At 65.4% G+C, this 19,883-nt stretch carries 24 protein-coding genes and 1 tRNA gene; 10 read left to right on the top strand and 15 right to left on the bottom strand.

Annotated elements, in window-relative coordinates:
• The 4 genes from PSEWESI4_RS06595 to PSEWESI4_RS06580 form a co-directional block, all read right to left on the bottom strand.
• On the bottom strand, positions 1-948 hold the full coding sequence (locus tag PSEWESI4_RS06595; protein WP_187670394.1) for a choline ABC transporter substrate-binding protein: 948 nt from the start codon (positions 946-948) through the stop codon (positions 1-3).
• Between the two features lie 27 nt (positions 949-975).
• Complete coding sequence (locus PSEWESI4_RS06590) at positions 976-1,179, bottom strand: hypothetical protein (protein ID WP_187670393.1); 204 nt, start codon at positions 1,177-1,179, stop codon at positions 976-978.
• Positions 1,176-1,733, bottom strand: coding sequence for an HdeD family acid-resistance protein (locus PSEWESI4_RS06585; protein ID WP_187670392.1), 558 nt, complete (start codon positions 1,731-1,733; stop codon positions 1,176-1,178). The genes PSEWESI4_RS06590 and PSEWESI4_RS06585 overlap by 4 nt, the downstream gene beginning before the upstream one ends.
• 832 nt (positions 1,734-2,565) lie before the next feature.
• Positions 2,566-3,153, bottom strand: coding sequence for an LOG family protein (locus tag PSEWESI4_RS06580; RefSeq protein WP_187670391.1), 588 nt, complete (start codon positions 3,151-3,153; stop codon positions 2,566-2,568).
• Between the two features lie 241 nt (positions 3,154-3,394).
• Between PSEWESI4_RS06580 and azu the strand changes: the two genes are divergently transcribed.
• From azu to PSEWESI4_RS06565, 3 genes are all read left to right on the top strand, one after another.
• Entirely contained in the window at positions 3,395-3,844 is a 450-nt protein-coding gene (gene azu / locus PSEWESI4_RS06575; protein ID WP_187670390.1) for an azurin, read from the top strand.
• Between the two features lie 114 nt (positions 3,845-3,958).
• Positions 3,959-4,711: a class I SAM-dependent methyltransferase gene (locus PSEWESI4_RS06570; protein WP_187670389.1), complete on the top strand. Its 753-nt coding sequence runs from the start codon at positions 3,959-3,961 to the stop codon at positions 4,709-4,711.
• A gap of 493 nt (positions 4,712-5,204) precedes the next feature.
• Positions 5,205-5,969: an SDR family oxidoreductase gene (locus tag PSEWESI4_RS06565; RefSeq protein WP_187670388.1), complete on the top strand. Its 765-nt coding sequence runs from the start codon at positions 5,205-5,207 to the stop codon at positions 5,967-5,969.
• On the opposite strand, the gene PSEWESI4_RS06560 is transcribed toward PSEWESI4_RS06565, so the two are convergent.
• From PSEWESI4_RS06560 to PSEWESI4_RS06530, 7 genes are all read right to left on the bottom strand, one after another.
• The gene (locus PSEWESI4_RS06560) at positions 5,947-6,861 is read right to left on the bottom strand and encodes a glycerophosphodiester phosphodiesterase (protein ID WP_187670387.1); all 915 of its coding nucleotides are present in this window, start codon (positions 6,859-6,861) and stop codon (positions 5,947-5,949) included. The two genes, PSEWESI4_RS06565 and PSEWESI4_RS06560, sit on opposite strands and share 23 nt — an antisense overlap.
• 190 nt (positions 6,862-7,051) lie before the next feature.
• Complete coding sequence (locus PSEWESI4_RS06555; protein WP_187670386.1) at positions 7,052-7,624, bottom strand: HupE/UreJ family protein; 573 nt, start codon at positions 7,622-7,624, stop codon at positions 7,052-7,054.
• 145 nt (positions 7,625-7,769) lie between these two features.
• The gene (gene ureG / locus PSEWESI4_RS06550) at positions 7,770-8,384 is read right to left on the bottom strand and encodes an urease accessory protein UreG (RefSeq protein WP_187670385.1); all 615 of its coding nucleotides are present in this window, start codon (positions 8,382-8,384) and stop codon (positions 7,770-7,772) included.
• Positions 8,385-8,528: 144 nt separating this feature from the next.
• Positions 8,529-9,206 carry an urease accessory protein UreF gene (locus PSEWESI4_RS06545; RefSeq protein WP_187670384.1) on the bottom strand — a complete coding sequence of 226 codons (678 nt, stop codon included), beginning with the start codon at positions 9,204-9,206 and terminating at the stop codon, positions 8,529-8,531.
• Positions 9,203-9,703, bottom strand: coding sequence for an urease accessory protein UreE (gene ureE, locus PSEWESI4_RS06540; protein WP_187670383.1), 501 nt, complete (start codon positions 9,701-9,703; stop codon positions 9,203-9,205). Before ureE ends, PSEWESI4_RS06545 begins: the two co-directional genes overlap by 4 nt.
• Before the next feature lie 244 nt (positions 9,704-9,947).
• A complete protein-coding gene (gene fabR, locus PSEWESI4_RS06535) occupies positions 9,948-10,592 on the bottom strand; it encodes an HTH-type transcriptional repressor FabR (RefSeq protein WP_187670382.1) in 645 nt (214 codons plus the stop codon).
• 197 nt (positions 10,593-10,789) lie between these two features.
• The gene (locus PSEWESI4_RS06530; protein WP_187670381.1) at positions 10,790-11,284 is read right to left on the bottom strand and encodes a hypothetical protein; all 495 of its coding nucleotides are present in this window, start codon (positions 11,282-11,284) and stop codon (positions 10,790-10,792) included.
• Between the two features lie 225 nt (positions 11,285-11,509).
• Here PSEWESI4_RS06530 and PSEWESI4_RS06525 point away from each other — a divergent pair, with 225 nt between their 5' ends.
• Both PSEWESI4_RS06525 and PSEWESI4_RS06520 read left to right on the top strand, forming a co-directional pair.
• Positions 11,510-13,561: an AsmA family protein gene (locus PSEWESI4_RS06525; protein WP_187670380.1), complete on the top strand. Its 2,052-nt coding sequence runs from the start codon at positions 11,510-11,512 to the stop codon at positions 13,559-13,561.
• Between the two features lie 55 nt (positions 13,562-13,616).
• Positions 13,617-13,865, top strand: a complete 249-nt coding sequence (locus tag PSEWESI4_RS06520) for a hypothetical protein (protein ID WP_187670379.1) — start codon at positions 13,617-13,619, stop codon at positions 13,863-13,865.
• A gap of 314 nt (positions 13,866-14,179) precedes the next feature.
• Here the strand turns inward: PSEWESI4_RS06520 and osmE are convergent, their stop codons facing one another.
• The gene (gene osmE, locus PSEWESI4_RS06515; RefSeq protein WP_187670378.1) at positions 14,180-14,524 is read right to left on the bottom strand and encodes an osmotically-inducible lipoprotein OsmE; all 345 of its coding nucleotides are present in this window, start codon (positions 14,522-14,524) and stop codon (positions 14,180-14,182) included.
• A 189-nt stretch (positions 14,525-14,713) separates the two neighbouring features.
• Between osmE and PSEWESI4_RS06510 the strand changes: the two genes are divergently transcribed.
• The 5 genes from PSEWESI4_RS06510 to PSEWESI4_RS06490 all read left to right on the top strand — a co-directional run bounded on the left by PSEWESI4_RS06510 (position 14,714) and on the right by PSEWESI4_RS06490 (position 17,354).
• Positions 14,714-15,604 (top strand): esterase/lipase family protein, encoded by an 891-nt coding sequence (locus tag PSEWESI4_RS06510; RefSeq protein WP_187670377.1) that lies wholly within the window; start codon positions 14,714-14,716, stop codon positions 15,602-15,604.
• 143 nt (positions 15,605-15,747) lie between these two features.
• Positions 15,748-16,692 (top strand): curved DNA-binding protein, encoded by a 945-nt coding sequence (cbpA, locus tag PSEWESI4_RS06505; RefSeq protein ID WP_187670376.1) that lies wholly within the window; start codon positions 15,748-15,750, stop codon positions 16,690-16,692.
• Positions 16,689-16,994 carry a chaperone modulator CbpM gene (locus PSEWESI4_RS06500; protein WP_187670375.1) on the top strand — a complete coding sequence of 102 codons (306 nt, stop codon included), beginning with the start codon at positions 16,689-16,691 and terminating at the stop codon, positions 16,992-16,994. Before cbpA ends, PSEWESI4_RS06500 begins: the two co-directional genes overlap by 4 nt.
• 57 nt (positions 16,995-17,051) lie before the next feature.
• Positions 17,052-17,210, top strand: coding sequence for a YqaE/Pmp3 family membrane protein (locus PSEWESI4_RS06495; protein WP_003450258.1), 159 nt, complete (start codon positions 17,052-17,054; stop codon positions 17,208-17,210).
• Between the two features lie 68 nt (positions 17,211-17,278).
• Positions 17,279-17,354: transfer RNA gene (locus tag PSEWESI4_RS06490), tRNA-Thr, on the top strand.
• A gap of 283 nt (positions 17,355-17,637) precedes the next feature.
• Here PSEWESI4_RS06490 and PSEWESI4_RS06485 read toward each other — a convergent pair.
• The 3 genes from PSEWESI4_RS06485 to PSEWESI4_RS06475 all read right to left on the bottom strand — a co-directional run bounded on the left by PSEWESI4_RS06485 (position 17,638) and on the right by PSEWESI4_RS06475 (position 19,695).
• Positions 17,638-18,729, bottom strand: a complete 1,092-nt coding sequence (locus PSEWESI4_RS06485) for a type I restriction endonuclease (protein ID WP_187670374.1) — start codon at positions 18,727-18,729, stop codon at positions 17,638-17,640.
• Positions 18,730-18,742: 13 nt separating this feature from the next.
• A complete protein-coding gene (locus PSEWESI4_RS06480) occupies positions 18,743-18,964 on the bottom strand; it encodes a hypothetical protein (RefSeq protein ID WP_187670373.1) in 222 nt (73 codons plus the stop codon).
• Between the two features lie 287 nt (positions 18,965-19,251).
• Positions 19,252-19,695, bottom strand: a complete 444-nt coding sequence (locus PSEWESI4_RS06475) for a YqaA family protein (protein WP_187670372.1) — start codon at positions 19,693-19,695, stop codon at positions 19,252-19,254.
• Between the last annotated feature and the right edge of the window lie 188 nt (positions 19,696-19,883).

Below are 19,883 nucleotides of genomic sequence, written 5' to 3'. Positions count from 1 at the left end.
TCAGTCCGCCAACTTGGCCTTGACCGTGTCCAGCCCCGGCTGGCCGTCGCGGCTGCTCACGCCGTCCAGCCAGGCGCCGAGCGCCTGCGGGTTGGCGCGCAGCCAGGCGCGTGCGGCCTCGCGCGGCTTCTGCTTGTCGTCGAGCACCTGGCCCATCAACTGGTTCTCCATGTCGAGGCTGAAGACCAGGTTGCCGAGCAACTTGCCGACGTTCGGGCATTCGCTGGCGTAGCCCTTGCGCACGTTGGTGTAGACCGTGGCGCGGCCGTAGTCGGGGCCGAAGAAGTCGTCGCCGCCGCTCAGGTAGCGCATTTCAAGCTGGGTGTTCATCGGGTGCGGCTCCCAGCCGAGGAACACGATCCAGTCCTGGCTGCGCTGGGCGCGGCGTACCTGGGCGAGCATCGCCGCCTCGCTGGATTCCACCAGCTTGAAGTCGCCGAGGTTGAAGACGCCCCGGTCGATCATGCTCTGGATCAGGCGGTTGCCGTCGTTACCCGGCTCGATGCCGTAGATCCTGCCGCCCAGCTTGTCGCGGAACCGGGCGATGTCGGCGAAGGTGCGCAGGCCGGCCTCGTAGGCGTAGGCGGGCACCGCCAGGGTGTACTTGGCGCCCTCCAGGTTGGCGCGCAGGGTTTCCACCGAGCCGTCCTCGCGATAGCGCCGGATGTCGTTCTCCATGGTCGGCATCCAGTTGCCGAGGAACACGTCGAGGTCGCTGTTGGCCAGCGAGCGATAGGTCACCGGCACCGACAGCGTGCTGGTCCTGGTCCTGTAGCCGAGTGCCTCGAGCAGTTCGCTGGCGACGGCGGTGGTGACGCTGATGTCGGTCCAGCCGACATCCGAGAAACGCACCGTGGCACAGGACGCCGGCTCGGTCGCGGCGGCTGCCGGGGGCAGCCCGGCGAGCGGGGCGAGTGCGGCCAGCAGGACGAGGAATGCGTTCTTCATCGGCGAACTCCTGTGCGGAAAGGGACGTTACGGAACATCCGACCGGCTCGGCGGCGGATCGGCTGCGCCGGGCGTCGTCGGTTGCGCCCAGTAGCTCTGCTTGTGGCCGCGCGCCGCGAAGTCGCGGGCCAGCGCCTCGGCCTGCGCACGGTCCAGGCCGGCGCGGACGAGGAACTGGTTGCCGTTGTCGTCCAGGCGCAGCACGCACCAGTCGGCGGCGCCTACCTTCATGTGCTCAGTGTCGCCGTGCCGCGCAGCCGCCAGGCGAGCATCACCAGCAGCACGCCGAAGAACACCGCGTAGGCGCCGATCAGCCAGACCATCGCCAGCGCACCGGCGCCGGGGAAGATCAGCAGGAACAGGCCGAACAGCAACGACACCGCGCCGGACAGGCCCAGCCACCATTCGTTGTCGAGCAACTGGCGCACACGCAGCGCGGCGACGATCTGCAGCAGGCCGATGGCGATGGCCCATATGGCGATCAGCATCAGCAGGCCGAGCGCGGTGAGTTCCGGCCAGAGCAGCGCCACCAGGCCGGCGAGCACGCCCAGCACGCCGACCACCAGCAACGGCCACAGCGGCTCGCCCTCGTGACGCATGCGCCAGGCGCCGATCAGGGAGAAGATGCCGTCGACCAGCGCGTAGGCGCCGAAGATGATCACCAGGACGGCCAGCGCCAGCCCCGGCCAGATCAATGCCAGCAAGCCGAACAGCACCGCGGCGATGCCGCGCAGGGCGATCCATTTCCAGTGTTGGCCCAGGTCGAGCCAGAGCGGATGGTTCATAGCGTCTTCCTCTCCAAGAAGTGAAGGGCTGTATAGAAACCATAGCCGTTGCGCGGGTTGGCGAAGGGAGGGGCTAGCAGAGCGGCTTTCGTAGGGGGTGCCGTGCACACCGATCCAGGTCGGCAGCGTGCTTGCCGGCGAGATGTGAGGTGGGGCTCCGGTAAACGGTGCGCGCGGCGCACCCTACGGTAAGTCAATGTTTTCAATTGGAAAGTTTACGGGTGGGCAGAAAACGTACAGTTCTCTTCAAGGCCCGCCCGGCCGGTCCCGCAGGACTCTGCTCCCACGTTATCCACAGTGCGATCCACAGATTTCTTGGGTAAGTAGCCGAGTGGATGCCATGTGCGCCGATGCGGACCGTGCATGGGGATTTTCATTGGTGCGCATGGTCCGCGCAGCGGATTAACTATCTGTTTTCAAAATGGAAATAGAATCGTGGACAGAAAACGTACAGCGACCGCAATGGCCCGTTGGGATGGTCTCGCAGGGTTCTGCTCCCACGTTATCCACAGCATGCTCCACAGCTTTCGTGGGTAACTTCGGAGGTATCTGGGGACGGATACTGGCCGAACGGTTTCCCGGCGCCGATGCCGCTTCGGACGGTGATCGTCCGGCTGGGCCTTTCCACCGGACGCAGCGGCCCGCTGGCGAGATATCCACGCAATCTGTGGAGCATGCTGTGGATAAACTGGGAGCAGCAAGCCACAGGCATGGCCGGCCGGGGCCCCGGTGGAGGCGTACGCTTTCTGCTCAGGCGACCCCGTAGGGTGGGCTTCAGCCCACCGGAAAGGGTCTGATCCCTTCTCACCCCACGGGCGAGTACCCGGAGCCTTCAGCGCGGCTCGCGGTCCACCCACTTCGGCGCGACTGTCGGCTTCCAGTTTTCCAGCAGGTCGAGCAGGGCTTCGGGCGAGGGGCTGACCTGCAGCATGCCGCGGTGCTGGTCGCGCACGAAGCGTTCTGCCACCAGGTGGTCGAGGAAGTCGATGAGCTTGTCGTAGAAGCCGTTCACTTCCAGCAGCCCCAGCGGCTTGCCGTGATAGCCGAGCTGGCCCCAGGTCCACACCTCGAACAGTTCCTCCAGGGTGCCCAGGCCGCCGGGCAGGGCGATGAAGGCGTCCGACAGTTCGGCCATGCGCGCCTTGCGCGCGTGCATGCCGTCGACCACTTCCAGGCGGGTCAGGCCCTTGTGGCCGATCTCCGCCTCTTTCAGGCTCTGGGGAATGATGCCGATCACCTGGCCGCCGGCGGCCAGGGCGGCATCGGCGACCATGCCCATCAGGCCGACCGCGCCGCCGCCGTAGACCAGGGTGATGCCGCGCGCGGCCAGGGTGCGGCCGAGTGCCTCGGCGGCTTCACGGTAGATGGGGGTAGCGCCGGGGCTGGCGCCGCAGAACACGCAAATCGAACGCAGGGACATCGTCTACTCCGTGGGTGAACAAACCCATACAGGGTAACCGGCGGCGGAAAGCGAGGGGAGGGGAAGCCCCGGTGCGTCTTTTTGCCTCGCTCTTGCGGGGATTCGTCTATGGTATGAACGTCTTTCCAGAGCCTGCCAGCGGATGGCCCGCCGGCTGGCGAGGCGCGCTCGCCGCAGACTCATTCGGGCCTGCCATGCGAGGCGCCAGGATATTCATGCCCAACCTGCCAAGGAGTTCGTCATGTTCCGCAAGCTAGTCGTTGCATCCGCCCTGGCCCTGGCCAGCGTCCCCGCATTCGCCGCCGACTGTTCCGTCACGGTGAACTCCACGGACCAGATGACCTTCGATACCCAGGACATCAAGGTCAGCAAGAGCTGCAAGACCTTCACGGTGAACCTCACCCACGGCGGCAAGCTGCCCAAGAACGTGATGGGCCACAACTGGGTGCTGACCAAGACCGCCGACGTGCAGCCGGTCGCCACCGACGGCATGGCCGCCGGCCTCGACAAGGACTACCTGAAGCCCGACGATGGGCGGGTGATCGCCCACACCAAGATGATCGGCGCCGGCGAGCAGGATTCGGTGAGCTTCGATGTCAGCAAACTCAGCGCGGACGAGCAGTACACCTTCTTCTGCTCCTTCCCCGGCCACGTCGCCCTGATGAAAGGCACCGTCACCCTGGTCGACTGAGTCCGGCTTCTGTAGGGTGGATGTCGCTTCGCGCATCCACCATCGCGGTGGTGGACAGCCACCGCGTGGAAAACGCTTCGCGGTTTCCCACCCTACGGATCCAGGGCTCTTCCCATGTCCGACCCCCGCCAGTTGTTCACCCGCCAATCCGCCGCCTACCGGACCTTCCGGCCAACCTATGATGCGCAACTGTTCGCCTGGCTCGCCGAGCGGGCGCCGGCGCGTGGGCTGGCCTGGGACTGTGCCTGCGGTTCGGGCCAGGCGACGCTGGACCTGGCCCGGCATTTCCAGCGGGTGGTGGCCACCGACGTCAGCCAGGCGCAACTCGACCAGGCGCCAACCGCCGCCAATATCGACTACCGCTGCGAGCCGGCCGAGCACAGCTCGCTGGCGGAAGGCAGCGTCGACCTGACCCTGGTCGCCCAGGCGTTGCACTGGTTCGATGTCGACGCCTTCCATGCCGAGGTGCGCCGGGTGTCGCGTCCGGGAGCGCTGCTCGCGGTGCTTTCCTACAACCTGCTGGAGATCGAGCCGGCGCTCGATGCGCTGGTGGGGCATCTCTACCACGACGTCGTCGGTCCGTACTGGGCGACCGGTCGCCGGCATGTGGAAAACGGCTATGCGGACCTGCCGTTCCCCTTACCGCGCCTGGAGGTGCCGCCCTTCGGCCTGCATGCGCAATGGAGCCTGGAACACCTGCTCGGCTACCTGCAAAGCTGGTCGGCGGTGGCCGACTACCGCGCCGCCGAAGGCGTCGATCCGGTCGAACGGCTACGTCCCGAGTTCGCCCGCGCCTGGGGCGAGACGGCGCGGTTGCGCGAGGTGCGCTGGCCGCTGACGGTGAACCTGGGCGTGGTAACGCGGTAGCGCATCGAGATATCCCCGTAATCTGTGGAGGGTGCTGTGGATAAGCTGGGCGGGGATTGCCAGGCAGCCCGCAGGCCGGGCTTCCAAGGTGCCTGGGCGTTTTTTGAACGTTCTGCTTTTTCCAGCCAAAACAATTGCTTGAATCGACGCTCCGGCTCGTTCGAAAACCGAGAGGTTGTCCACGTGCACTGTGGGCAGGGCTGTGGATAAGGTCGGTAAGGATGGCTGCAGGCCACGCCTCGTCGAGGTTTCAGCGATTTGTTCAGCTTTTGTCCAGGCGCGGACGGGCGATTTATCCACCGGGTCGCCTCGACGGCGGTGGGGATTTATCCAAGGAATCTGTGGAGCGTCCTGTGGACAAGGTGGGCAAAGTCCGCCGTGAGCCACGGCCCATGCCGGCTGGACGGGGTTGCTGGTTTCTTGAGCGGTGGGGCGCGGCGCGAAGAGGTAATCTAGACACCTGATCCCTCGAACCGCTGCAGGAGTATTCGGCATGACTTCCACCCTCTTCATCACCGGCGCCACCTCGGGATTCGGCGAGGCCTGCGCGCGACGCTTCGCCGAGGCCGGCTGGTCGCTGGTGATCACCGGGCGCCGCGAGGCACGCTTGCAGGCGCTGGCCGACGAGCTGTCGGCGCTCACCGACGTGCACCCGCTGGTGCTCGACGTGCGCGACCGCCACGCCATGGAGCGGGCCATCGACGGGCTGCCGGAAAAGTTCGCCACCCTGCGCGGGCTGATCAACAACGCCGGCCTGGCATTGGGCGCCGACCCGGCGCCGCGCTGTGACCTCAACGACTGGGACGTGATGGTCGACACCAACATCAAGGGCCTGCTCTACAGCACCCGGCTGCTGCTGCCCCGGCTGATCGCCCACGGTCGTGGCGCGGGGATCGTCAACCTCGGCTCGGTGGCCGGCAACTGGCCCTATCCGGGCAGCCACGTGTACGGCGCGACCAAGGCTTTCGTCCGGCAGTTCTCGCTGAGCTTGCGCAACGACCTGGTCGGGACCGGCGTGCGGGTCACCGACCTGGAGCCGGGGCTGTGCGAGAGCGAGTTCTCCCTGGTGCGCTTCGGCGGCGACCAGGCCAAGTACGACGCCACCTACTCCGGCGCCGAGCCGATCCAGCCGGAGGATATCGCCGAGACCATCCACTGGATTCTCAACCAGCCGGCGCACATCAACATCAACAGCCTGGAGCTGATGCCGGTGAGCCAGACCTGGGCGGGCTTCGCTATTGATCGCTCAAGGAGCTGATGCGCGTCGAGCGGCCCAGTAGCTGCAAGGCGCGGTCCGGGTAGTCGGTGATCAGCCCGTGGGCACCCATGTCGAGCAACTGGCGCATTTCCGGTTGCTCGTTGATGGTCCACAACTGCACGTTGAGGCCGCGCTCGTGGGCGGTGCGCAGCAGGCTGGGGCTGGCGACGCGCAGGTCGCCGTGACTGGGCGGGATCTGCAGCACCTGGTAGGACGGCGACAGCGTGCGGCCCAGGCCGATCCAGTCGAGCGCCACCAGCAGGCGCACCGAGCCGGGGCCGGCGGCCGTGGCGACGTCCGGGCAGGATTCGCGGAAACGTTGCAGGGTGCGGTCGTAGAAGCTGGCGACTATCACCTTGTCGCGCTGGCCGTGGGCGGTCAGCAGATCGCACAGCCGTTCTTCCATGCCGACGTCCGGCACCTTGATCTCCAGTGCCTTGGGCTGTTCGGGGAAGCGTTCCAGCACCTCGGCGAAGGTCGGGATGCGCACGCCCTGGCCGCGATAGGGGAAGCTCTCGCCGCCGTCGGCGCTCCAGCGGTAGCCGGCGTCCAGCGCCTGCAACTCGGCCAGGTCGAGGTCGGCGACCGGGCCGTTGCCGTTGGTGGTGCGGTCGACGGTCTTGTCGTGGATCACCACCAGCTCTCCGTCGCGGCTCAGGCGCAGGTCCATCTCCAGCATGTCGACGTCCAGGCTGCTGGCCCGTTCGAAGGCGAACAGGCTGTTCTCTGGCCACAGGCCCCGCCCGCCGCGATGGGCGATCACCAGTGGTTGATCGGAGAAACCGGAAAGCACCGCTGGCGGCGCGCTGGGGCGGCTGGTCAATGCCAGGCCGACGAGCACTGCGGCGATCAGCAGCAGGGGAACGAGCAGGAAGCGGGCGAAGCGCAGCATGACGGGGTTCCTGTGATCAGGGACTGCGAATCAGACACCGCGACTATGACAAATGAAGGGTGGGGTGGGGAGTGGCACGTTGCCGTGATGTGAACTGCGGGAGCGAATTCGTTCGCGACGGGCTCGCGAACGAATGCGCCGGAAAGCCGTGGCCCGGATGCGATCCGGGCCAGGCCAGCCGCGGATTTCCTCAGCTCGCCAGCAGCCAGACACCCGCGCCGGCCGAGGCCGCACCGGCCAGTCGCACCAGCGGAGCGGCTGCCTGCGGCAGGACACGTACCAGGCCATAGCCGGCGGCATGCAGGGCAGCGGTGGCGGCGACGAAGCCGACGGCGTAGCCCCAGGGGCTGGCCAGCTCCGGCAGTTCCAGGCCGTGGGCGACGCCGTGGGTCAGGGCGAACAGGGCGGTCAGGCCGACCGCCACGGCCAGCGGCGGACGCACGGCGAGGGCGACCAGCAGGCCGAAGGCGAGCACCGAGCCGGCGATGCCGGTTTCCATCAGGGGAATCTCCAGGCCCTGGAAGCCGAACAGGCCGCCGAGCAGCATGGTGCCGACGAAGGTGCAGGGCAGCGCCCAGCGTGCGGCGCCCTGCTGCTGGGCCGCCCACAGGCCGACGGCGAGCATCGCCAGCAGGTGGTCGAGACCGAACACCGGGTGAGCCAGGCCGGAGGCCAGGCCGCTGTCACCGTGGCCGGGGTGGGCGAAGGCCAGCGCCGGGGTGAGGAACAGGGCGAGGCTGAAGAGGGTCTTGCGCAGGTTCATGGGGTGGTGCTCCTTGTAGATGAAGGGGGCCGAAACCCTTCGAGGAAAAGCGCTGGAAGGCTGGAGGCTGAACGAAAAACGGCCGAGTCAGAGGGAACCGATGTTTCTCGTCCAGCTTTCCAGCCTTCAGCGCTTTTTTCGGCTTTTAGGTGGGGTTCAACATGCCGTGGCGTTCGATGAAGGCGATGATCTCGTCGAGTCCCTGGCCGGTCTTCTGGTTGCTGAACACGAAGGGTTTGTCGCCGCGCATCTTGCGGGCGTCGCGGTCCATCACTTCCAGCGAGGCGCCGACCATCGGCGCCAGGTCGATCTTGTTGATCACCAGCAGGTCGGACTTGCAGATGCCCGGGCCGCCCTTGCGCGGCAGCTTGTCGCCGGCCGACACGTCGATCACGTAGAGGGTCAGGTCGGAGAGTTCCGGGCTGAAGGTGGCGGACAGGTTGTCACCGCCGGACTCGACGATGATCAGTTCCAGGCCGGGGAAGCGGCGGTTGAGTTGGTCGACCGCTTCCAGGTTGATCGAGGCGTCCTCGCGGATCGCCGTATGCGGGCAGCCGCCGGTTTCCACGCCGATGATCCGCTCCGGGGCCAGCGCCTCGTTGCGCACCAGGAACTGGGCGTCTTCCTGGGTGTAGATGTCGTTGGTGACCACCGCCAGGTTGTAGCGGTCGCGCAGCTCGCGGCACAACGCCAGTGTCAGGGCGGTCTTGCCGGAACCGACCGGGCCGCCGATGCCGACGCGCAGGGGTTGGCTGTTCATTTCCGTGTCACTCCTACTGGTGGTTTCGCGGCCATGGGCCGCTCCTACGCTGTCTAGTGGGTCCCCGCGTGCGCGGGGATGACGGTCGATCGGTCATGTCATTCCCGCGCACGCGGGGACCCAGAAAAAACGGGACAGTTGCTCCTATGACCTGAATAGACGGCTGTACTGGCGCTCGTGGGCCATGCTGGTCAGGGCCAGGCCGAAGGCGGCGCTGCCCCAGTGTTCGGGATCGATTGCGGTGGCCCGCCGCTGCGCTTCGTCCAGCGTCGGCAACAGCTCCGAAGTCAGGCGCTGCGCGGCCTGCTGGCCGAGCGGCAAGGTCTTCATCAGTACCGCCAACTGGTTCTCCAGCCAGCCCCACAGCCAGGCGGCCAGGGCGTCCTGTGCCGTGATGTTCCAGGCGCGCGCGGCCAGCGCCCAGGCGAGGGGCAGGCCGAATTCCTCGAGGCGGGCGAACAGTGCGCGGGCGGCTTCATCCAGCTCCGGCAGGCCGTCGAGCAGTTGTTGCAGCGAGTAGCCCATCTGCCGGCTTTCCAGCAGCAGCTCGCGGGTCTCGCGGCTGGCGCGGTGCTGTTCGGCCAAGCCCAGCAGGCGCTCCCAGTCGCCGTCGGCGGCGGCCCGGCAATGGGCGAGCAGCAGCGGCGCCTCGTAGCGCGCCAGGTTGAGCAGCAACTGGTCGGCCAGCCAGCACCGGGCGCTGTCGGCGTCGTGCACCCGTTGCTGTTCGACGGCCATCTCCAGGCCCTGGGAATAGCTGTAGCCGCCGATCGGCAACTGCGGACTGGCCAGCCTCAATAGCGCCCAGGCGGCATGGTTCACTGGCGGATGCCGAATTGGTGCAGGCGCGGCGCGTAGCTGAACTCGGCGTCGCCGGCGTGGGAATGGTGATGGCCGCCACCGTAGGCGCCGTGTTCGGGCTGGTAGGGTGCCTCGATCAGCTCCACCGTGGCGCCGAGCTGTTCGAGCATGGCCTTGAGTACGTAGTCGTCCGGCAGGCGCAGCCAGCCATCGCCGAGTTGCAGGGTGACGTGGCGGTTGCCCAGGTGGTAGGCGGCGCGGGTCAGCTCGAAAGCATTGGCGCAGGTCACGTGCAACAGTTGCTCCGGCTTGGCGCAGACGCGCACCACACGTCCATCCCGGGCTTGCAGGCATTCGCCATCGTGCAGCGGCGGCTGGCCGCGTTCGAGGAACAGGCCGACTTCCTCGCCAGTCGTGGTGAAGCAGCGCAAGCGGCTCTTGCTGCGCGCTTCGAAGGTCAGGTGCAGTTCGGCGTCCCAGGTGTCGCGGGGCGCGATGCGTTGCTGAATCACCAGCATGGGGCAGTTTCCGCTAGGTAGACGGAATGCCTAGAGCAAGTGCCTTGCCAACGTCGCGGAGCCCGTTATTGGGCAGCGCTGTGCGCGAATTTGGGTGCTTGGTCAGGTTTTATTTGGTGCGGTGATCCGGCTAATGCACCGAAATCGTGCATCACATGCTCAGGGTGACGAGATGATGGGCGGTGGCTTCGCCCAACCGTCATCCCCGCGAACGCGGGGACCCAATAAACGAACGTGTCATGAATCAGCCCCCGGGCTTGCCCAGGCCGTGCCAGTGCTTGCCGCCGATCATGATGAAGCGCAGTTGCTGGATGATCTTCGCCTCGGCGCTGAGGTGCGTCGGCTGGCCGGGGGCCGGCGGGTCGATGAGCTCCGGCAGGGTGGCGAACACGGTCTTCACCACCAGGTCGGCGAGCACGCTCAGCGCGGCATCGTCCAGTTGCGACATGCGGTTCATCAGCTTTAGGTCTGCGGCCAGATCGTCGGTAATGCGCTGGCGCAAGGCGGCGATGGCCTGGCGCACCGGCAGCGAGCCGCCGTATTGCTCGCGGGCGAGGAACAGGAACTGGGCGTGGTTGGCCGTCACCGCGGCGAGGAAGATGCGTACCGAGGCGTCGATTATCCCGTGCATTTCGAATTCGTGGCGGCGCACCTGGCGGATGGTTTCGCGGAAGGTTTCGCCGACCTCGGCGACCAGTGCCAGGCCCAGTTCGTCCATATCCGCGAAGTGCCGGTAGAAACCGGTCGGCACGATACCAGCGGCGCGCGCCACTTCACGCAGGCTCAGGCTGCCGAAGCCGCGACCGCCTTCCATCAGGTTGCGCGCGGCCCCCATCAGGGCCTGACGGGTCTGCTGTTTCTGTTCGGCGCGGAGGCTGGGACGTGGCATGCGCGGCACTCTAGCAAATGGGCTTCGGAGGCGTCGAACGGCCATTTCGGGGCAGGAGTGATGGTGCGTGTTATCCCGGATTGCATCCGGGCTACCGGCAAGCGGGGGCCGGTCGATGCCCCATGATGCACAAAGCCCGGTGACTGCGGTGCACCGGGCTTTGTCGTGGTAGGGCATTCCGGCTGGCGCCGGTAGGGTCAGGCATGGCGTTCTGCCTTGCCACCGGTACGCTGCCAGCCATCACCGCGAGCGATGTCGAAACGAACCTGGCTTTCCGGAGCAGCGTTGCGCTCGGCCTTGCCGCCGGTACGTTCCCAACCATCACCGCGAGCGATATCGAAGCGGTCCTGGCTTTCCGGGGCGACGTTGCGCTCGGCCTTGCCGCCGGTACGCTCCCAGCCGTCACCGCGAGCGATGTCGAGGCGGTCCTGGCTTTCCGGGGCGACGTTGCGCTCGGCCTTGCCACCGGTACGCTCCCAGCCGTCACCACGGGCGATGTCGAAGCGGTCCTGGCTTTCCGGAGCAGCGTTGCGCTCGGCTTTGCCGCCGGTGCGTTGCCAGCCGTCTCCAGCGACCAGGGTTGCGGATGCGGCTTCGCGGGCATAGGGCAGTTCGGTGTGATCGGCCGGCAGGGCGAAGGCGCTGACGGAGAGGCCGGTGAGGAACAGGGTGGCGAATACTTGGCTTTTCATGGAGTTCTCCTGGGGGAGGTTTCAAGTGGCTACGGGGCACATGGTATTCGCATGAATTAGATATAAAAGTTCATATGGGTAATGGTAAATATCGACGGCATTGATTGCTTGACTGCTCCACTCGGGAATGGGGGAATCATTGGCGTTTGCCGCCGTCGATAGAGAACGAGACGCAGCGATGCGGCCGCCGTTGTCTGGCCGCGACAAGGAGACAAGGAGAAGTACATGAGTGTCCGCCGCGCCCTGGGCTGGAGCGCTGCCGTATTGGCACTGCTGATTGCCGCCCTGGCGATCTTCATCGCCACCTTCGACTGGAACCGGGTCAAACCGATCCTCAACGACAAGGTCTCGGCCACCCTCGACCGGCCGTTCGCCATCGAGGGCGACCTTTCCGTGCGCTGGTACCGCGAGGTGGGGCAGGACGGCTGGAGCGGGATGCTGCCGTGGCCCCACTTCGTCGCCGAGCAACTGCGCCTGGGCAATCCCGAGTGGCTGGAGGGCGACGACTTCGTCCGGCTGGAGCGGGTCGAGTTCCGCCTCGCGCCGCTGCCGCTGCTGTGGAAGACGGTGAGCATCCCGCAGATCCAGCTCAGTACCCCGGATGCCCGTCTGGTTCGCCGCGCCGACGGCCGCGACAACTGGACCTTCGACCTCGGCGGCCAGGACCCCGAGCAGCCTGAGGCCGCGCCCTGGACCCTGGACATCGGCAGCATCGGTTTCGACCAGGGCGTGGTACGTATCGACGACCAGCCGCTCAAGACCCAGGCGACCCTGCGGATCGACCCGCTCGGCGAGCCGGTCCCGTTCAGCCAGATCGTCGGCGACAAGGTGGCCGAAAAGGCTGTCGAACAGGGCGTGACGACCCAGGACTACGCCTTCGGCTGGCGTGTCGAGGGCCGCTACCGGGGGCTGCCGCTCGCCGGCAACGGCAAGGTCGGCGGCCTGCTCGCGCTGCACGACGCCAGCCAGCCGCTGCCGGTGCAGGCCGACGTGCGCATCGGCGCCACCCGGGTCGTGCTCGCCGGCACCCTCAGCGATCCGCGCAATCTCGGCGCCCTCGACCTGCGCCTGAAGCTGTCCGGCCGCAGCCTGGCCGAGCTCTACCCACTGACCGGCGTGACCCTGCCGGAAACCCCGGCCTATGCCACCGACGGCCACCTGATCGCCAGCCTGCGCGAAGAGGGCGGCGCGCTGTTCCGCTACCAGGGGTTCAACGGTTCGATCGGCGACAGCGATATCCATGGCGATCTCACCTTCGTGAATCGCTCGCCGAGGCCCAAGCTGTCCGGCAGCCTGACCTCCAACCAACTGCTGTTCAGCGACCTGGCGTCGCTGATCGGCGCCGATTCCAACGCCGAGAAGAAACAGCGCGGCGCTGCCGCCGTGCAGCCGGCGGACAAGGCGCTGCCGGTCGAGGAGTTCCGCACCGAGCGCTGGCGGGCGATGGACGCCGACGTCAGCTTCACCGGCAAGCGCATCGTGCATGGCGACCAGTTGCCGATCGACGACCTGTCCACCCACGTGGTGCTCAACGACGGCGAGCTGAGCCTGGAACCCCTGCGTTTCTCGATGGCCGGCGGCCGGCTGGACGCCAACATCCGCCTCAACGGCCGGCTGACACCGCTGCAGGGCCGCGCCACGCTGCGCGCACGCGACTTCAAGCTCAAGCAACTGTTCCCCACCTTCGCGCCGCTGCAGACCAGCCTCGGCGAACTGCATGGCGATGCCGAGCTGAGCGGTTCCGGCAATTCGGTGGCCGCGCTGCTCGGGACTTCCAACGGCAATCTCAAGCTGCTGGTCAACGACGGGGCGGTGAGTCGTGACCTGATGGAGATCGCCGGGTTGAACGTGGGCAACTACCTGGTCGGCAAGCTGTTCGGCGACAAGCCGGTGCGCATCAACTGCGCGGCGGCCGACGCGGGCATCAAGGACGGCCTGCTGGCCACCCGCGTGGTGGTGTTCGACACCGAGAACGCCATCGTCCACGTCGATGGCACCGCCAACTTCAAGAGCGAGCGGCTCGACCTGAACATCAACCCGGAATCCAAGGGCCTGCGCATCATTTCCCTGCGCTCGCCGCTGTACGTGCGTGGCACCTTCAAGTCGCCGGACGCCGGGGTGAAGGCCGGCCCGCTGCTGGCCCGTGGCGCCGGCCTGCTGGCGCTCGGCGCGGTGATCGCCCCGGCCGCCGGGGTGCTCGCGCTGATCGCGCCCGGCGAGGGCGCGCCGAGCCAGTGCGAGCCGTTGCTCAAGAGCCTGCAGGGCGCTAGGCCGTAGGCGATGACGATCGGCGCTACGCTACGAGACATATGTGGAGAAGAGGGCGGATACCGTGCACACCCTGATCGCAACGCTCGTCGGCCTGCTGTTCCTCGGCTGCGTCATCCTGATCGGCCGCGCCTTCGGCCTCGGCCGGCAGACCGTCGCCTGGCTGTTCGTCGTGCCCTGGCTGGTCGCCTGCCTGGTGCATGGCGCGATAGGCCTGACGGCAGGACAGACCCTGGTCACCGAGATGCTGGTCTTCCTGGTGGTATTCGGCGTGCCGCTGGCGGTGCTCTGGTGGATCGGTCGGGTCAGGTGAGGCGTGGCGCCACGGGACGGTAGTTGCGGGGAGGGGGATCGGCATTCACGCCCATCTCGTGACCAAGACGCCGCGTACCGTAGGTGCGGGCTCTGCCCGCGAATATCGGCGCCTCGAAATCACCGACCGCCGTCCCCTCACCCTAACCCTCTTCCGAAGGGAAAGGGGACTGGTCGGAGTGACGGTCATGCCACGGAGAACTCGTAGGAGCGGGCCATGCCCGCGATTCGCGGTTGCGCCCGGACGAGGCGTCTGCGTTAGCTTCGCGAGCAGAGCTCACTCCTACAGACACGTGCCTTGAGTATCGATTCAGTCTAGAGCTTCTCCAGCTCGCGCTGGTTCTTCTCGTGCTGCTCGCAGGTCATGAAACCCTTGCTGTCGACCCGCCCCGCGGAGTCGAAGCGCACGTAGTAGGGCTGCTGATGGCCAGCCTCGGTGAGGATGTAGTTGTTGCAGGTACCTGGCTGCAACTGGCGCTGCACCTCGCTCGACGGCGTGCCGCCGATGCTCAGCACCTGCTGCCGGGTCATGCCGTCCTCGACCTGCTTGACCAGCGGCTGGTTGCGGTAGGTGTAGTAGTCGACAGGGTTCTCGGGCTTGGTGGCGCAGCCTGCCACTGAACCCAGTACGCAGAGCACGATGAGTGTTTGCTTGTACATGGGGTGACTCCTTGTGATGAGCCCGGGACGGCCGGATTACCGCCCCATGTGGGGTTTGAACCGCAAAATCTGCCGGGAGTTCGATACGTTGCCCTGGCCCTGCCTGGGCCGTCGAGTGTCGTCACGCTCGCGCCGAAACCTCTCCAGGCCCTATCCTAGACGCAATTCACGGAGCAAGGAGGCTAGGTCATGGGCGGACATGCACAGACCCGTTACCCGTTGGTGCTGGTGCCCGGCCTGCTGGGCTTCGTGCGTCTGCCGGGCTACCCCTACTGGTACGGCATCGACAAGGCGTTGTGGCGCGCTGGCGCCGACGTCCGGCCGGTGCTGGTGTCGTCGCTGCACAGCTCGGAGGCGCGCGGCGAGCAACTGTTGCGCGAGATCGAGCGCATCCGGGGGGAAAGCGGTGCCGACAAGGTCAACCTGATCGGTCACAGCCAGGGCGCGCTGACCGCCCGCTACGCCGCCGCCGTGCGCCCGGAATGGGTGGCTTCGGTGACCTCGGTGGCCGGCCCCAACCATGGCTCCGAGCTGGCCGACTACCTGGCGCGACAGGCGCCTCCAGGCAGTTGGCGCGAGCGCCTGATCGTCGCCCTGCTGCTCGGCACGGCGCGCCTGCTGGCCTGGCTGGAGCGTGATTATCGCGGCCCGCGCCTGCCGCTCGATCCACGTGCCGCACATGCCTCGCTGACCGCCGACGGGGTAGCCGATTTCAACCGCCGCTACCCGCAGGGCCTGCCCGAAACCTGGGGCGGCGAGGGCGACGCGGAAGTGAACGGCGTCCGCTACTACTCCTGGTCCGGCACCTTGCAGCCGGGGCATACCGACCGTGGCGGCAATCTCTTCGACCTGTCCAACCGCTTCTGCCGTCTGTTCGCCCGCAGTTTCGTGCGCGAGCGGGGGCAGAACGACGGCATGGTCGGCCGCTTCAGCTCGCACCTGGGACGGGTGATTCGCGACGACTACCCGCTCGACCACCTCGACATCGTCAACCAGAGCCATGGCCTGGTCGGGTGCGGTGCCGACCCGGTCGTGGCGTACCTCGAACATGCCGCGCGGTTGCGTGCGGACGGTTGCTAGCCGTGCCGCAGGAGCGAGCTCTGCTCGCGAAGACGCCGCCGCGTCACGCCAGTCGTCGTCCCGATCTCACTTGATCCGCGTCAAGCACCGGCAGCCGCTCCCGAGGTTTCCTATGCTTTGGGGATTCCATCGAGGGGGCGCATATGGAGTTCAAGGACTACTACGCCGCGCTCGGCGTGGCACCGGATGCCGATGAAAAGGCGATCAAGACCGCCTACCGCCGGCTTGCGCGCAAATACCATCCGGACGTCAGCAAGGAAGCCGACGCCGAAGATAAGTTCAAGGAAGTCGCCGAAGCCTATGAAGTGCTCGGCGATGCGCAGAAGCGCGCCGAATACGATGAACTGCGCCGCTACGGCGGGCGCCAGGGGCAGTCGTTCGAGCCACCGCCGGGCTGGCACAGCGCCGCCGGCGGCTTCGACGACCCGCACGGCCGGCACGAAGACTTCTCCGACTTCTTCGAGTCGCTGTTCGGCGCCGCCCGCAGCCGCGGCCAGCCGCGCAGCCATCGCGGTCGTGACCTGGAAGTGGAGTTGCCGATCTTCCTCGAGGAAAGCCAGAGCGGCGAAGCCAAGCAGGTGTCCTTCTCCTTGCCGCAGTTCGATGCGGCCGGCCGGCGTATCGGCGATGCGCAGAAAACCCTCAACGTGAAGATTCCACGCGGCGTAGTCGACGGCGAGCGTATCCGCCTCAAGGGCCAGGGTGGGCCGGGCATCAACGGAGGCGCGGCCGGCGACCTCTACCTGGTGATCCGCCTGGTGCCGCATCCCCTGTTCGACGTCGATGGCCGCGACCTGATCGTCACCGTGCCGGTGGCCCCCTGGGAGGCGGCGCTGGGTGCCAAGGTCGAAGTGCCGACCCTCGGCGGACGCATCCACCTGAGCATCCCGGCCAACAGCCAGACCGGCCAGCGCCTGCGCATCAAGGGCAAAGGGCTGGCCGACAAGCAGGACGGCCACGGCGACCTCTACGCGCTGCTCAAGGTGGTGATGCCGCCGCGCAGCGACGAAGACGCCCGCGAACTGTGGCGGCAACTGGCCGACCGCGCCGGTTTCGACCCGCGCAGCACCTGGAGTCGACAAGCATGAAAAACACGATGATCGTCGAATTCGACGTCGAGGAAGTCTGCCAACTGGCCGGCCTGCAACGCACCTACCTGATCGAGATCGTCGCCCACGGCATCGTCGAACCGCATGGCGAACGCCCCGAAAACTGGCGCTTCGACCAGCGCTCCCTGCACCTGCTGCGCCGTGCCGCCCGCCTGAGCCGCGAACTGGAACTGGATTGGACCGGTGTCGCCCTGGCAATCGACCTGCTCGACGAACTGGAACGACTACGCAGCGAGAATAGCCACCTGCGCCGGCGCCTGGGACGCTTCGAACAGGACTGAACCTTGTGCGGTGGGATGCGGTCGATTACAGGAGCGAACCCGATATGGAGCCCGCACATGGACCTGATCCGCATCCTCATCGCCATCCTCCTGCCGCCGCTCGGCGTATTCCTCCAGGTCGGCTTCGCCGGAGCCTTCTGGCTGAACATCCTGCTGACCCTGCTCGGCTACATCCCCGGCATCGTCCACGCGGTGTACATCATCGCCAAGCGCTAGCGCAGGGATGACGATCTGCATCGGGGGAGTGCCATTTCGGCTCAGGTTTGTGTAGATTTGCAGCCCACGCCGGATTAGCTCAGCAGGTAGAGCAGCGCACTCGTAACGCGAAGGTCGTAGGTTCGATTCCTATATCCGGCACCAGAATCGCGTTTCCCCATGTTCCCGCATGCGCCGGAAACACCCTAAGAAGCCCGCCTTGTGCGGGTTTTCTTGTTTTTGTATGCAAGATTGAGGTGGTCCTAGATTAAGCGTTGGTTGCCTCTTGCCGCCTAAGTTGTCCTCGAAAGCTGAGTACATCGTGAGGGTAGAGCGGGAGGACGAGCGTCTACTTTGGATTAAGACCCGAGGTGTCGCTGGCGCGAAGTAGGTGTAGTGGGCCGGGCCGTTCGTCTAGGCGCTTCCATGCGCTGGTCGTTTTGACGGGTTAAACGTCTCCATATGACCGTGCCGTAGCCCTGAGTGCATCAGCATGGGCGAAAATATCGTCCAGCGACTCAATGGGATGGCGTGTCTCGTTCTTTTCCGCGTCGAACGTTCCGAGATATTTCTGTGTACGGTTGAAATGGAGGCGGGCGATAGGCTTGCGATTGTTGTCGTCGAGAAGGACGCCAAAGTAGCTCTGTGTGTCTCGGGCCGCAATGCGCTTCACGTCGACCTCGGTTCGCACGATGGCTTTAACGATGGTGTAGCCTTCAATCTCCTCGGCAGTTGTCAGTATCCGGTCTTTCTCTTCCGTCTCTTCCTGGGGCTTGGTCGTTGGCTGTTCAGACTGGGTCTGAGCCACGAGGATTGGCTGAGAGTTTCCAGTGATCGCTGACTTAAGGCGCTCGTTGATCTGGTCGCTCAGGAACTGGGCAGCCGCTTTTCTGGTGAGCAAGGTGAACTGATCGCGCACCTTCTGGGTGATGATCCCTTCGTACACACGGGAAGCGAAGAGTCGAACGAAGTCTTCATCCGGCTGGCTGAACTGCGAAGCGAGGACGCGCTTGATCTGACCAACGTACTTAAGTTCGCCCGCAGCGCTGATGATCGAGTCGACATCGAATGCTGATTTGGTGAGCTTCTGGAGTTCAGGGATGGCGTGATCGTCGATGTCCAAGAGGTCCAGCTCGAGAAATGGCTTCTCGTCCATCTTGTTCGGGGCGTCCAGGTCTGTGAAGAACTTGTAGACTTGGCCATTGGTCAGGATAGATATCCTGGCATTCGTGACGTGGAAGTATCGGAACAATTGGCTGGCGTGGTTGATGTTCAGCGGTTCTCCGATCTTCTTGCTCTCGATGAGGATCTGGATTTCACCATCTTTCAGGATGGCGTAGTCAACCTTTTCGCCCTTCTTGGTACCAACATCTGCAGTGAACTCCGGAACAACCTCAAGCGGGTTGAACACGTCGTACCCCAGAACCGACTGGATGAAGGGCATGACGAATGCAGTCTTGGTTGCTTCCTCTGTTTGGATGGCAGATTTCTGTTGGCGGATCTTGGCAGCTAGGCTAGCCAGCTTCTCTTCGAACTCCATGATAGCCTCCTGGCTATTTGGTCTTCTTCGGGGTTCCTTGCGATTCCATCAAAGCGGCGAACTTCTTCCAGGTTAGTCGGTGCTTGTTCACGCTATTGCTGGCAGGAAGCCATTCGATATTTCCCTTGCTGATCAGGATAGTCCCAAGCTTGGAACCATCTGCCTTTATCTCTACCTCCACATCCTTGCTGAGAACGATCTTTTGGTGCAGTTCTACGGTTACGTCATGGGCCATGGCGACTTCCTTGTTGGGTGGTCTGCGGCATTCTGCCATCAGATGAGGAGCCTGGACTATAGGATAGAAAGTAATTCGGGTGCGCCATGCATGGCGATTAAAGGATGTGCTGTGCTGGGAAGGAATCGGGCTGGCTTGTCCCGAGATTGGCAGATAATCCAAAAAACAAAAGCCCCGCACTAAGGCGGGGCGAGGGGAGCAGTCACGGGGATAGAGTATCCCTGTGAATGTGAAAATTATGTGTTGGGTGGGGATGAAAAGCCTAGCGGGTTCTGGCTCGGCTTTTCTCATTGCGAACCCAGTGCCGACCAGCCCAGCGTCAGGCCCGCCAGCACCACGTAGCGGCCGCCCTTGGCCAGGGTGACCAGTAGCAGGAAGCGCCATAGCGGTTCGCGCATCATTCCGGCGACCAGGGTCAGTGGGTCGCCGATGATCGGCAGCCAACTGAGCAATAGCGTCCAGCAGCCGAAGCGTCGGTAGTGCCGCTGTGCACGTTGCAGGTGCGTTTCGCTCACCGGGAACCAGCGGCGTCCGTGGAAGTGTTCGAGGAAGCGGCCGAGCAGCCAGTTCACCAGCGAGCCGAGCACGTTGCCCGCCGTGGCCACGGCGACCAGCGTCCAGGGCGTCTGTTGGCCGGCGAGCAGCAGGGCGACCAGCAGCGCTTCGGATTGCAGGGGCAGCAGGGTGGCGGCGCCGAAGGCGGAGAGGAACAGGGCGAGGAATGCCGGCATGGAGCTTGCTCGATTTAGCGAGCGGCGATTCTCGGTGCTTGGCTCGGACCCGGCAAGGTAAAGGGTTGAGTGTATACGTAGGGATTGGTTTTTGTGGACAATGTCCCCTGAAAGCCAGTTGAAACCGCCGCTGTGTTAGTGTCCCTGGCCGCGCTGCCAGCATCTTACCCAGGTCCGGGCCGTTTCAG

The sequence above is a fragment of the Zestomonas carbonaria genome (assembly GCF_904061905.1).
GTDB lineage: Bacteria > Pseudomonadota > Gammaproteobacteria > Pseudomonadales > Pseudomonadaceae > Aquipseudomonas > Aquipseudomonas carbonaria.
The sequence above is the reverse complement of the archived record's forward strand: the minus strand, read 5'-3'. Positions and strand labels throughout refer to the sequence as shown.